9 protein-coding genes are annotated in these 13,690 nt (G+C 62.8%); 7 read left to right on the forward strand and 2 right to left on the reverse strand.

The features are described from left to right. The first annotated feature begins 460 nt into the window (after nt 1-460). From FVW59_RS18830 to FVW59_RS18860, 7 genes are all read left to right on the forward strand, one after another. Nucleotides 461-4,297 (forward strand): Ig-like domain-containing protein, encoded by a 3,837-nt coding sequence (locus FVW59_RS18830; RefSeq protein WP_148065928.1) that lies wholly within the window; start codon nt 461-463, stop codon nt 4,295-4,297. A gap of 101 nt (nt 4,298-4,398) precedes the next feature. Continuing rightward, the gene (locus tag FVW59_RS18835; RefSeq protein WP_148065929.1) at nt 4,399-5,586 is read left to right on the forward strand and encodes a TolC family protein; all 1,188 of its coding nucleotides are present in this window, start codon (nt 4,399-4,401) and stop codon (nt 5,584-5,586) included. After that, nucleotides 5,570-7,747, forward strand: coding sequence for a type I secretion system permease/ATPase (locus tag FVW59_RS18840; RefSeq protein ID WP_187275973.1), 2,178 nt, complete (start codon nt 5,570-5,572; stop codon nt 7,745-7,747). Before FVW59_RS18835 ends, FVW59_RS18840 begins: the two co-directional genes overlap by 17 nt. Nucleotides 7,748-7,802: 55 nt before the next feature. Next, entirely contained in the window at nt 7,803-8,990 is a 1,188-nt protein-coding gene (locus FVW59_RS18845; protein ID WP_148065931.1) for a beta-barrel domain-containing protein, read from the forward strand. Nucleotides 8,991-9,141: 151 nt separating this feature from the next. Further along, entirely contained in the window at nt 9,142-9,588 is a 447-nt protein-coding gene (locus FVW59_RS18850; protein WP_148065932.1) for an NfeD family protein, read from the forward strand. A gap of 9 nt (nt 9,589-9,597) precedes the next feature. After that, nucleotides 9,598-10,605, forward strand: coding sequence for an SPFH domain-containing protein (locus FVW59_RS18855; RefSeq protein ID WP_148065933.1), 1,008 nt, complete (start codon nt 9,598-9,600; stop codon nt 10,603-10,605). Further along, nucleotides 10,598-10,975, forward strand: coding sequence for a helix-turn-helix transcriptional regulator (locus tag FVW59_RS18860; protein ID WP_148065934.1), 378 nt, complete (start codon nt 10,598-10,600; stop codon nt 10,973-10,975). Before FVW59_RS18855 ends, FVW59_RS18860 begins: the two co-directional genes overlap by 8 nt. Nucleotides 10,976-11,047: 72 nt before the next feature. Here the strand turns inward: FVW59_RS18860 and FVW59_RS18865 are convergent, their stop codons facing one another. Then, nucleotides 11,048-13,117, reverse strand: a complete 2,070-nt coding sequence (locus tag FVW59_RS18865) for a vWA domain-containing protein (protein ID WP_148065935.1) — start codon at nt 13,115-13,117, stop codon at nt 11,048-11,050. Then, entirely contained in the window at nt 13,114-13,638 is a 525-nt protein-coding gene (locus FVW59_RS18870) for an RNA polymerase sigma factor (RefSeq protein WP_148065936.1), read from the reverse strand. The genes FVW59_RS18865 and FVW59_RS18870 overlap by 4 nt, the downstream gene beginning before the upstream one ends. Between the last annotated feature and the right edge of the window lie 52 nt (nt 13,639-13,690).

The following is a 13,690-nucleotide window of genomic DNA, read 5'->3' on the forward strand; positions in this document are numbered from 1 at the left end:
CGCCGCCTGGTCCTGCTGCGTGGTTTTTTCGCCTCGGACTTTTTATGCAAGCGAAAAGTGGTCAACGAATCACAGAAACCTCACAAAAACGCAAAATAATAGTTGAACAGGATATGCCGAGCGTCTAACTTCATAATCATAGCTAATATCTTGTTTAGTACTCGACTGCACTGTAATTATAAATACCGCGCGGAATATCTAGTAATTCGGCGGATAAAAACTGGCAGATAGCGCCGCATCGAGGTTTGCTGCTACGGGCGCTACGGAGGTGGAGTATCAAGTCTTTACCTTTAGATGCAATGTGGCTGACCGCGTCGCCGCGTACTGAGCAGGTGCAGTCCGACCAGCCCCCTCTCCCTCTATTATCGACGCAGAGCTTTCCGTTCTGCGTCTTTCCAGTCGACCGTTTGGTTCCAGCGAGAATTCTCATAACGGCCTGTCCTAGCAAGGAGAACCACCTATGTCTGTTTCAATAAAAATTGCCCCCCACGGTGAATTGGCTGAACTCGGTACGGTGGTCGATTCATCCGTACCAGCCGCACTTGTGCAACCCAGCGATGTCTCGCTGGATGTCAGTCCGGATGAAGTGCTGGCGGTGAGTCGCAGCGGGAATGCCCTGGTGATCGAGCTGATCAGCGGAGAGCAGGTGGTGATCAACGACTTTTTCTCGGCAGAGGGGCGTTCGCATCTTTACTTTCAGGATGATGAATTCGCAGGTGCTGTATTTCTCGCCGATTTACCAGCAGACCCGCCAGAGGGAGCGTTGGCGCTGAATGCACAGCAGGTCGCCGACACGAAAGAGGACGATGACGATGGCGGTGCCGGACTCTTCGCCGGCGGCACGGGCATCGCCCTGGGTGCACTCGCACTGGCCGGTATCGCCGCCGCAGCGGGCGGTGGTGGTGGTGGCGGTTCAAACTCGGGGACTGATGGCGGCACCGGTGTAGGCGAAGGCCGCTCTGGCGATGGTGACGGCGGCACTGGCAGTGGTGGAGCGGACGATACTGCGCCCGATGCACCCGTTGTTGCTCCCACCAACGGCACGGTTGTCAGTGGTTCGGCTGAATCAGGCTCGACAGTGACCCTGGTCGCAGAGGGGGAGGTTATAGGTGAGACCCAGGCGGATGCAGATGGCAACTGGCAGGTCGATGTCGAACCCGATCTTGAGCACGGCGTTGTCGTCTCGGTCACAGCGACAGACGACGCGGGCAACGTCAGTGACCCCACTGAGGTCGAGGTCGATGCGCTGGCGCCCCAAGTCAGCCTGGATGACTTGTTAACCAACGACGCCACGCCGGCACTTTCCGGTCAGGTGGACGATCCGGAATCCGTGGTAGAGGTGACCGTGAATGGCGCAAGCTACGCGGCGATCAACAATGGGGACGGCACCTGGACGTTGCCGGACAATACCTTGCCGGCTCTGGAAGATGGCAGTTATGACATTGTGGTCACGGCGACCGATCAGGCGGGCAACCAGTCCGAGGATACCGGGAGCCTGGTAGTGGACACAGTGCCGCCAGATGCCCCGTCAATCGACGCGACCAATGGCACCGTGGTCACCGGTAGCGCAGAGCCGGGCACTACTGTGCTGCTGAGCTTCGATGGGGAGAGCAGCGCAGAGGTGCCGGTGAACAGTGCCGGCAACTGGTCTTTTGACCCGTCTCCGGACCTGGCCGATGGCACCGAAATTACCGCTGTCGCAGTGGACGCTGCCGGCAACCAGAGCCCGCCGGACACGGAAGTCGTCGACATCAGCTTGGTCGATACCACGCCGCCTCCCCCGCCGGTACTGGAGGCCACCGACGGTACCGTCGTCAGCGGTTCGGCTGAGGCGGGAAGCATGGTGACGTTGACGGTGGACGGTCAACAGGTGGGCCAGGTGATGGCTGATGCCGTCGGTGCCTGGACTGTCGACCTGGAGCCGGACCTCGAGGACGGTGATGTCATCGTCGGCGTCGCCACCGATGCGGCCGGCAACGTCAGTGAACCGGCGTCGACGGTCGTTGACAGTACGGGGCCGCTTGTCACGGTGGATGACTTGAGTACCACCGATACCACTCCGGCGCTCAGCGGTACGGTGGATGAGGCCGATGCCGAAGTTCTGGTTACCGTTGATGGCACCACCTACTCCGCCACCAATAACGGCGATGGCAGCTGGACACTGGCCGACAACACCCTGCCTCCGCTGTCAGAGGGTGCAAACACGATTGGCGTCACCGCCGTTGACGCACAGGGCAATACGTCCTTCGCCAGTGGGACGGTGACAGTGGACTCTGTGGCCCCCGTAGTTGCTCTCTCGGACTTCAGCACCGCGGACGCCACACCGCCGCTGAACGGTACGGTTGATGACCCCACGGCGGCCGTCACGGTTCGCGTCGGTGGTGTGAGCTACAACGCGACCAATAACGGCGACGGTACCTGGAGTCTGGCGGACAACACGCTGGCCGCGCTGGCGGATGGCGACAATACCGTGACCGTCACGGCCACGGATGCGGCGGGTAACAGCGGCTCCGGTAGCGCCGTGGTTACGATTGATGCCTCTGCGGTCTCAGTGATGCTGAACAACCTGCAAACCAATGACGCCACACCGCCGCTGCAGGGGAGTATCGACAGTCCGGATGCAAGCATTGTGGTGACGGTGGCGGGAGTGGACTACAGCGCAATCAACAACGGCGATGGAACCTGGAGCCTGCCGGATAACACCCTGGCGGCGCTGCCCGAGGGAGTTACCGAAGTCACTGTGACGGCTGAGAACACGGTGGGAACCACGGACACGGCGACCGCCAATGTAACGGTGGATACGGTCGCACCAGTGGTATCGCTGGCGGACTTTGAAACCCAGGACAGCACTCCGGGCCTGGCGGGCTCGGTGGATGATCCGGGAGCCTCCGTGGTGGTGACGATTGACGGGCTGGATTACGCGGCCCGGAATAACGGCGATGGTACATGGTCACTGGCGGACGACGCTATCGCCGCGCTGGTGGAAGGCGATACCCAGGTTACCGTAACCGCAACCGATATCGTCGGTAACGCGGGCAGCGACACTGCCACGGTAACCCTCGACACCATCACCGACGCCGTTGTGACTGTGGACGGAATTGGAACTACCAGTGATTCGACCCCGCTTCTGAGTGGTACCAGCAGCAATGTGGCAGGGCCAATCGTGGTTGAAATCGACGGCGAGACGGTCAATGTGGCCCCCGGCGCCGATGGCAGCTGGAGTACCGAATGGCCGATAGCGCTGGCGGAGGGCGACTATACCGTGACGGCCACCGGCGTTGACGCGGACGGATTGCCGGCCAGCGACAGCGACGACTTCGATATCGGCGCGGTGTTGCCCACGGCGGGTGGGCTGATCCTGCATACTCCCCCGCTGGACAATACGGTGGAAACGGTGCTGAGCCTCGCGGGCATCGACCTTACCATTACCGGACTGGCAGATGCCCTGGACAACGGCTTGCTGGCTCCCCTTGGACTGGGCGGTTTGATCGAGCAATTGCTCGAAGGCACCACCCTGACCGGCAGCCTGCCCGGAGCCAGTCAGATGCAGGTCTTCGTGGTGCAGGATGACTTTCTCACCAGCGCTACCGATATCGTGGTCAACGTATCTGCGGATGGCAGCTTCACCATTCCCCTCAACGATTTCCTCGAGGTGCTGGATGGCGTTGTCGATACACTTTCAAATGTCGGCGTGGAATTGGCCCTGCGGGGTGTGGATAGCAGCGGTGAGGTGAGTGATACCGCTTTTGTTCACCTGGGCAATGCGGCCAACCTTCTCGAGAACCCGCTGCAGGCGCTGGGCGATGAACTCGGGGCATTGCTGGGTGAGGACACCGCAGTGCCCGTCGATCGCACCGAATTCATTGCCAGCGATCAGGATCCTTCAGCGCTGAGTGATTCCGAAGTCACCATCTTTGCCGCGGAGGAGGCCGCCGGCCGCGCGCTGGACGACGGCGGTGTGCTGGTGGATGAAGAGGCGCTGGCCATGGCCGGCGCGGGCATGTCGCCAGATGGCGATTCGAACGCTGCTGAACCGGACTTGCGCGAGCTGGCGAGCATCGACCTCAGTGGCAATGGCAACAACACTCTCACTCTCGATCTGGATGCTATTGCCAGGTTTGCCGGTGCTGACGGCAGTCTGCGACTGGAAGGCGACGCAGGGGATCGAATCGAGCTGGATATCGACCTCGGGGCGTCGCTGAGCGGCGTAGCGATCTATGAGGACTATGTGGCGCTGCAGTTTGCTACCGGCAGTAGCCTGCTGATCGAAGACGACCTGGCGGTAGACGTGGCCTGAGGGCGGTGGTGGCAACCGCGGCCAATGGCAGGTGCAGGCGCCTTGCTCTGTGGTGTCTTTGCGCCACCGCGCTCGCGCCTGCGACGGCAGGAGCATATTCCGTGAGTGACGCTGTTCTGGACACGCTGTCCCGCGATCCCCGGGTGCAGGCCGCCATGATGAGTGTCACTGCAGCATGGGATCAAGTGGAGGTGGCTCGCGGTGGCTACCTGCCACAGGTCACTGCCGATGTGGGGGTTGTCGGTACAGAGGCGCACTCCCAGTACCAGCTCAACGTGAGGCAGATGCTGTACGACTGGGGGCGAGTATCGTCGGAGGTTCAAAGCTCCGAAGCCGCCGGGCAGCTTAGCCGGGCCGAACTGCGAATTGCAGAAAGCGACACTTCACTGGATGCCGCTGTTACCTACCTCAGCTATTTGCGAGGACAGAGCGGCGATGACATCTACCGTGAGTACGCTGAAGTCCTGGCGCGTTTCGAGCGCATCGCCGAGGCGCGACATCAGGGCCGGTTCAGTGGTGTTGTTGAAGTGGACCGGGCCCGTGTTGAGCGCGCCCGGGCGATAGAAGAGCAGGCCCGTTACCAGGGACTTGCCTGGAGCGCCAGGCGGGATTTTCTCGTGTTGGCCGGCGAAGACCCGGAGCAGCTGGATTTGGAAACACCGCATACGCTGCCCGTACTGCGTGACTACGGCGATCCGCAGGCACTTGAATCGGCGATTCTTGCCGCGCCCCTGGTGGGTGCCGACCTGGCCGAGCTGGAACGCGCGGAGGCAGAGCTTGAACTGGCGGAAGCGCGCCGCTGGCCGCAGATCAATCTCGAGGCGGACTGGTTTCGCCGCGACTTCAACGGTCTGGTGGACACCGATACCAGTGTGGCGCTGCGACTGCGCTCCGACTCGCTGTTCGGTGCCCGCCAGTTGCGACAGCCCCGGGCCGCGCGCAACCGGGTGAGCGCCAGCCGCTTTCAGCTCGACGCCAGCAAGCGCGACCTGCGCCGTGGGATGCAACAGCTGATGGCCCAGGAGCCGAGTCTGCTGGCGCGTATCGTGGCGCTCGATGACCAGATCGCCCGCTCTGCCAGTATCGTGGAAACCTACGAGGAACAGTTTCTGGCGGGGCTGCGCGACTTCGAGGAGTTACTGTCGGTTACGCGGGAACATTTCAGCGCGCGCCGGCAGCGTATGGAGCTGAAGCTGGATCTGCTGCAGTTGCAGTACCAGACGGCAGCCGATCTCGGAGTTTTGACTCGTCTGTTACTGCAGGAGAGTGGCCGTGGGTCGCGAGCCTGATATTGCCGCGGCGCTGTCCGCGGGCGGCGTCCCCCTGGAGCCCCTGCTGCAGGGCGTGCAATGCCTGCTGGCCCGCCAGGGCAGGGAGTTGACGGTGGAGGGGCTGCGTTACCGTGCGCCGCTGGACCATGGCCGGCTGGCGCCGGAAAGTTTGCCGGAACTGCTTGCCAGGCTGGATGTTGCCGCACGCCTGGTCGAACTGTCGCTCGAGGATATCTGTCCCTCGCTGCTGCCCTGTCTATTGCTCCTCAATGACGGCCATACCTTTGTGCTCATTGGCAAACTCGACGGGCAGTACGATGTGGTCTGTCCATTGACTGGCGGCACCCAGACCCTGGCGCCGGAAAAACTGGCAGCGCTCTACGCTGGCCGCTCGCTGTTTGCCCACGCCCGGTCCCTGCAGCAGAGCCGGGTCGATGGCTACGGCAGGGAGAGTCACGGTCACTGGTTCTGGAGCCGGGTGCGCTCGCACTGGAAGCAGTTTGCCGAGGTGGCATTGGCATCCCTGTTTGCCGCGGTGCTGGCGGTGGGCACGGCGCTGTTCGCCATGCAGGTCTATGACCGGGTGGTGCCCACCCAGGCGGAGGAAACACTGTGGGCGCTGGCCATTGGTGTATTCCTGGCCATCGGGCTGGAGTGTATTTTGCGCGGTTTGCGGGCGCAGTTGATCGAAACCAGCGGCAAGCGGCTGGATCTGGCTTTGTCGCGGCAGCTGTTTGAGCAGGCTGTCAGTCTGAAGCTGTCTGCCAGGCCCGGATCTGCGGGGGCGTTTGCCAGCCAGGTGCGTGACTTTGACAGCGTGCGCGAGTTTTTTACCGCGGGTACCCTGGGCGCCTTTGGCGACCTGCCGTTTACGCTGCTGTTCCTGGGGCTGATCGCACTGATCGGCGGGCCGGTAGTCTGGGTGCCGGTGGCGGCAATGGTGGCGATCATCGTCCCGAGTATCCTCGCCCAGCCGGTGGTGGCACGGCGCGCACGCGAAGGTATGCGCGAGGCGGCGGTGCGCAATGCGGTACTGCTGGAGGCGGTGGATCATCTGGAAACGGTTAAATCGACCCGGGCGGAAGGCCGTAGCCTGCGCCTTTGGCAGCAGATATCGGCAGAGCAGGCTGGCCGTGCCGTTTCCGGGCGCCACCTCGACACCTGGCTGGCTGGATGGGCCGCGGCCATGCAGCAATGCGCCTACGCGGGCACCATCATTGCCGGGGTCTACCTGATATTTGACGGTACCCTGACCGTCGGCGGGCTCATTGCCTGCTCCATCCTGTCATCTCGCGCGCTGTCGCCGGCGACCCAGGTGAGCCGCCTCCTGGGGCGTTGGCAGCAGGTCCGGGTTGCTCTCGAGGGATTGGAGGACCTGATGCAGCGGCCGATCGAGCGCGAGCCGCAGCGCCAGTACGTCGCGCTGTCCACTACCCGCGGTGCCTTCATGCTGCGCGCGGTGCGCTGGCAGTACCAGCCGGACATGTCACCGGCGCTGACGCTGGAAAAATGGGATATCGGCAGCGGCGAGCGCTGGGCCTTGCTGGGGAGCAACGGGGCGGGCAAGAGTACCTTGCTGCGTCTGCTCGCCGGCCTTTACGACCCTACAGCTGGCAGTGTACGGCTCGATAATCTGGAGCTGGCACAGGTCGATTCCGCTGACAAGCGGCGGTTGATCAGCTATCTGCCGCAGGATGTCGCCCTTTTCCACGGTACGCTGCGCGACAACCTGACACTCGATGGCGGGGCCTACGACGACCATCAATTGCTGGAGGCTCTGGATCGGGCCGGGCTCGGGGGATTTGTGCGAGCCCATCCGCTGGGCCTCGACCTGTTCCTGCCGGGTAACCAGAGTCTTTCAGGTGGTCAGCGCCAGTGTGTGGGGCTCGCCCGTCTTTTCCTGCAGGACGCGCCCATCGTGTTGATGGACGAACCCACGGCCGCACTTGACCAGCAGGCCGAAGCCGCAGTGATAGGGCAGCTGAAGGATTGGCTGGCGGATCGCACTCTGGTGATTGCCACGCACAAGCGGGCACTGCTCGAGCTTGTCAGCCACGCGCTGGTTCTAGGGCAGGGGGGAGCCTTGCTGCAGGGCACCATCGACAGCGTTAACGAACGGCTGGAGCAAGCGCACCGGGCATCTGCAGCACCGACTACGGTGCGCGGTGTTTCACGTTGAGCGCGCGGGAAATCACTGGCAACGGGGCCGCAGTGCCCGGCCGGAGCAAGTCAGTATGGGGCTGAACATCTCTGCACATCAGTTGAAGCTGGAACTCGGCGATCCAACGGCTGATCTCGCCGGTCGCTGGACGCGCCCCCTCCTCTGGGCCTGTATGGCAGCGCTGCTGGCATTTGTGGCGTGGGCTACCTGGGCGACGGTCGACGAGGTGACGCGAGGGCAGGGAAGGGTCGTGCCCAGTACCCAGCAGCAATCGATCCAGAGCCTGGAAGGTGGCATCGTCAGTGAAATTCCGGTGACGGAAGGGCAGGTAGTGGAAGCGGGCCAGGTGCTGGTCGTACTCGATCAAACCCGGTTTCGCAGCGCCTACCTGGAAAGCCGCAGCAAGGCCCAGGGGCTGCGCGCAGCCATTGCACGGCTGGAGGCGGAAGTGTTTGGTGCCGAACAGATCGCCCTGGGGGAGCCAGAGATGGCCGGATGGCCGGAAATGGAAACGGAGCAGCGTCTCTTTGCCGCCCGACGCCAGCGCCAGGAAGAGGCGACCGCCGCCATTCACAGGGAACTGAACGCTGCCCGGCGCCAGGCAGCTGTTGTCCAGCCACTGGTGGCGAAGGCCGCGGTGGGAGAAATGGAACTCCTGCGCTTGCAGCGGGAAGTGGCCGGGCTGGAAGGGCGTCTTGCAGAGCTTGGCAACGCCTTTGTACAGGATGCCTACACCGAGCTGGCCGACAAGCGAGCCGAGCTGGCGGCGCTGGAACAGGTGATGGTACAGCGCAATGACCAGTTGCGGCGGACTCGCCTGGTGTCGCCGGTGAGGGGGGTGGTCAACAATATCAGCATTACCACCCGCGGCGGTGTCGTTCCGCCCGGCGAGGAGATCATGCAGATTACGCCGCTGGACGACCAGCTCCTGATTGAAACACGTATCTTGCCCCAGGATGTTGCCTTTATAGCCCCGGGAATGCCGGCAACCGTGCGTATTAGCGCTTACGACTATTCAATCTACGGCGCACTTGAGGGTGAAGTGGCACAGATCAGTTCAGATACTCTGGAAGAGCAGACGCCCCGCGGCGAAGAGACGTATTACAGGGTATTGGTGAAGACAACGGCCAATTACCTGCGCCGCAAGAACGAGGCTCTACCGATCAAGCCTGGCATGATTGCTGTGGTGGATATCCGAACGGGCGAGCGCAATATTATCAGCTACTTGCTGCGGCCCTTTACGCGGCTGGAACTACGTTAGGTCCTTTTGGCAGCGTCTTCTTGACGGCTTCGCGAAGGTTAGCGCGCAGCTTAGATCTGGATGCAGCCAGTCTGAAAGGCGGACAGTTTGACATTTCTGAAAGTTCCACTATTCTTTGTTTGCATATTACGTATGTAAGGATTATATCTGCATGACCATACTGGGTTTCAGTCCCTGGCACCTCTGGATTATCGCTGGCGTCCTGCTGTTGACCGCGGAAATCTTCGTGCCGGGGTTTGTGCTGGCGGGTCTTGGTTTTGCTGCCCTGTGTGCGGCGCTGGGTCATTTCCTCAGCGGCGAACTTGGCTGGGCGCTGGCGGCCTATGTGCTGGGCGCGCTGGTGTTTTTTGTCGGTATCCGGCCCCTGGCCCAGCGTACTTTCATGAAGCCTGACGACAGGCCACGCTTCGGTATTCACGGCATGGTCGGCAAGCAGGTTACGGTGCTCGACAGCCCCGACGTGGGTGGCGAGTACTACACGGTCTTTCGCGACTCGCGCTGGGCGCTGGAAAGCGAGGACGATTTAATGGAAGGGGACACCGCCGAAGTGGTCGGTGTGCGCACCTCTACCCTGATTGTAAAGCGGTTGCCGCGCTAAGGAGGGCACATGACTGTTGCAGCAATGGTAATTCTGGGCTTTATCGCCGTTTTTGTAGTCACTCTGCTGGTGAAGGGCATTCGCATCGTGCCGGAGCAGTCGGTGATGATGATCGAGCGCCTGGGGCGTTACCACAAGACGCTGGAGGCCGGCCTGAACATTATCATCCCGGTGGTGGACCAGCCGCGCCAGATCCCCTGGCGCCGTACGGTGAAGGTGGAGGGCCACAAGTTCTTCGAAGTCACCACGATCACCAACCTCGATTTGCGCGAGCAGGTCTATGACTTTCCGTCGCAGTCGGTGATTACCCGGGACAACGTGGGCATCCAGGTGGACGCGGTGGTCTATTTCCAGATCACCGTCGCCCGCGATGCGGTGTACGAAATCGAGAACCTGCCGATTGCGCTGGAAACCCTGACCCAGACCACCCTGCGTAACGTGATCGGCGAGATGGACCTGGATGACACCCTCACGTCGCGGGAAAAAATCAACGCCAGCCTGGTGGAAACCATTGGTTCCGCCGCCCAGTCCTGGGGCATAAAGGTCAACCGGGTGGAAGTGCAGGACATCATTCCGCCGGCCGATGTGCTCTCCGCCATGGAGCAGCAGATGAAGGCCGAGCGCGAGCGCCGCGCCCGGGTGACAGAGGCCGAGGGCTTCAAGCGCGCGGAAGTGCTGCGAGCGGAGGGTGAGCGCGATGCGCGCATCGCCACCGCGGAAGGCGAACAGCGCGCCTTCGTGCTGGAGGCCGAGGGTGAGGCCGCCGCGATCGAGCGCCTGGCGCTGGCGGAGCAGCGCAAGCTGCAACTGGTCAAGGATGTGATGCAGGCGGATTTTGCCGACTACCTGATTGGCCTGCGCTACATGGAAACCCTCGACCAGATGGCCAAGAACGAGAATGTCGTGTGGATGCCGCACAGCGCTACCGACCTTGCCTCCTTCATCGGTGGCTACCGACACCTGCTGGAGAATGGCAAGCCGGGCATCGCGCCCCCTGTCGAGGGCGGCCGTGAGTAATTCCAGCGGCCATCCCGGCGCCCTGCTGGATGCCCTGGTGCTGCAGCCGGGAGCGTGCTCCCAGTCGCAGCTGGCCCGGATGCTGGGTTTCAATCAGCCGCAACCAGTCAACGAGCTGATCAAGGGCAAGCGCAATATCACCCCGAAAATGGCGCTGTTGCTGGAAAGGGTGACCGCTGGCGCCTATCCGGCGGAGTTCTGGTTGCTCGCGCAGATGCGCTGGGACGTGGCCCAGGCGCGCGAGGGGCTGTCGCCTTCGCGCCTGGGCCTGGTGCAATCGCTGACGCTTGCCGAAGGTGCAGTGGACAAGCTGGAAGGACCCGTACTCGCACTGCTGGGGCTTGCCGAGGAACTGAAAGCCTCCCGCTAGGGCAAATGTTCGCGAATCCCGGAATGTTGTATAGCTGATGGGCGCAAGCGTCCGGCCAGCACAGATGGCGACTCACATCGCCTGCGCCACTTCCGCCTTGCGAATCAACTGCACCAGCTCTGCCCGGTAACCGTAGGGATCGTCTCCCCGGTTCGCCTGGGCCAGTTGCAGCGCATCGCTGTAATTCCAGTCGGCCGTGTACTTGCCGCCCCTCAACAGTTCTCCAAAGCCGGCGACTGCGCTGGCAAAGCGGGCTTCCCGCAGTTGCGCGGCGTCTGCTGGGTCTGCATCGATGCGAATGGGGCGACTGATCAACTTTGAGTCCTGTTCCCCGGGCAGTTTGTAGCGCAGTTTCAGAAAGCCGTACTCACTGCCTTTGCCACTGCCTGCTGCGGCCTGCTCGCGGTAGCGAGAGGGCTCGTAGACAGCGCTGTCGCTGCCCGCCGGGGTGATCTCATAGATAGCGGTAACGCTGTGGCCGGCGCCGATATCGCCGGCATCCACCGCATCGTTGTTGAAGTCCTCTTCTGCCAATTGCCGGGTTTCATAGCCCAGCAGGCGATATTCGCTCACCGTTTGCGGGTTGAATTCCACCTGGATTTTGACGTCGTTGGCGATGGGGAAGAGGGCGGAGGTGGCTTCGTGCACCAGCACTTTCTGGGCTTCGCCGAGGGTGTCGATGTAGGCGGCCACGCCGTTGCCGTTCTGGGCCAGTTGCTGCATCAGCGCATCGTGGTAGTTGCCCTGGCCGAAGCCGAGCACCGAGAGGTACACCCCGGCATCGCGCTTGCGCTCGACAAAGCCCTTGAGTTCCTCGGGGTTATGGATGCCGACGTTGAAGTCGCCGTCGGTGGCCAGCACCACCCGGTTCACACCGTCCTCGACAAACTGTGATTCGGCCACCTGGTAGGCGAGCTGGATGCCCGCGGCGCCCGCGGTCGAACCGCCGGCCTGCAGCCGGTTCAGGGCGTCGAGAATTTTCTGCTTCTCCTTCACCGGCGTGGGTTCCAGTACCGTGCCTGCGGCGCCGGCGTAGACCACGATGGACACCGTGTCTTCCGCTTGCAGCCGGGACAACAGCAGGGCCATGGACTGCTTCACCAGCGGCAGTTTGTCCGGGCTGTTCATGGAGCCGGAGACATCCAGCAGGAACACCAGGTTGGAGCGCGGCTGGGCGCCCTGCAACTCAAAGCCCTGGATGCCGATATGCACCAGCTTGTTGCCCGTCTTCCACGGGGAGTCCAGCACCGACACCGTAGTGCTGAAGGGCGCCTCGCGCCCCGTGGGCAGCGGGTAGTCGTAGGGGAAGTAGTTGATCATCTCCTCCACCCGCACCGCCGCTTTTTGCGGCAGCACGCCCTGATTCAGCATGCGCCGCACGAAGCTGTAGGCCGCGGTATCCACGTCGATGGAGAAGGTGGAGACCGGTTCATCGGCTACCCGCTTGACCGGGTTGGCGTCCGCAGTGGTGAAGCGGTCGCGGCCGCTGTCTTGGTAGCCGGGGGCCACGATGCCTTCCAGTGGCGAAGCGGCAGCGGCCATCGCGGGCGCCGGTGCGCGCTTCATTCCGGTAACGATAACCTCCTCCGCCCGGCTGGTGGCTGCATCCGCCGCAGCCCGGCTGTTCAGCTTGGGACGGGGCGCACTGGATTCGGGGGTGACCACATTGGCCCTCGATCCGGAAAACGCGCGTGACGACTCCTCAACCTGCAGCTCAATGCGGGGCGCGGCGCTGGCGACAGCCTCCTCCAGCGCGCTGTCTCTTGCGGCCCTGGTTGCGTCGCCGCCCTTGAGAGCGGTTTCGTTGACGGGCGGCGTGTCCATACCGCCCTGCCAAGGCACCTGCGTGGTGATAAAAACACCCAGCACCAGCACGGCGGCACTGGCCAGGCCGCTGTAGACCCAGCGCTGGAGGGGGGACGAGCTTGCGGTGAAAAGGTTCATGATCTTGCTCCCTTGGGATGTTCGGTCGGGAGTAAGACGTTCGCTGTCGGCATTTCCTTGGGTCTGGCTGGCTGTCTTTTCGTGTGCGTGTTCTTCGTCGAAGGCCGCCATGGCCGCGGCGACGGCGCGCTGCCGTGCCTCTTCTGCCGGCGCGCCTTCGCGGCGGGACAACAGTTGCTTGAGTTCCTCGTCGTTCATACCTCAACTCCCGGCTGATGCTCGCGCTGCAGCCGTTTGCGGATTTCATGCAGGCGCCAGGACACGGTGGATTCCTTCACCTCCAGCACTGCCGCGGCCTCGGCATGGCTGAAGCCTTCTCCCAGAACCAGTACCAGGGTTTCGCAGTAGCCCTCGCCCATGGCCTGCACCCGGGCCATTACCTGGCGCAGCAACAGTGCGCTGTCGGGACTTTCTTCGTAGACGGGCTCGGCGCTGTCGATGGGTTCCGCGGGCCTGCGGGCGCGCTGCCAGTCCAGGGCGCAGTTCACCACCAGCCGGTACAGCCAGGTGGTGAAGGCGGCCTGGAAGCGGAATTGCCCCAGTGAGCGGGCGAGTTTGATGCAGGCCTGCTGGGTGATGTCTTCGGCGTCGGCGCGCTGGCCACAGTATTTCAGGGCAAAGCGGTACATCGAGGCATAGTGATCCTCCACCAGGCGCGAGAACGCTTCCCGGTCACCGCGCTGGGCGCGTCTGATCCTGTCTTCCAGCTCGCTGCTCATGGCCGGCCTGTGGCTGTTTCTATCTTGGACGGAGCGGCGTGCCATTTCCTTG

This window comes from Parahaliea aestuarii (assembly GCF_008064635.1).
GTDB lineage: Bacteria > Pseudomonadota > Gammaproteobacteria > Pseudomonadales > Halieaceae > Parahaliea > Parahaliea aestuarii.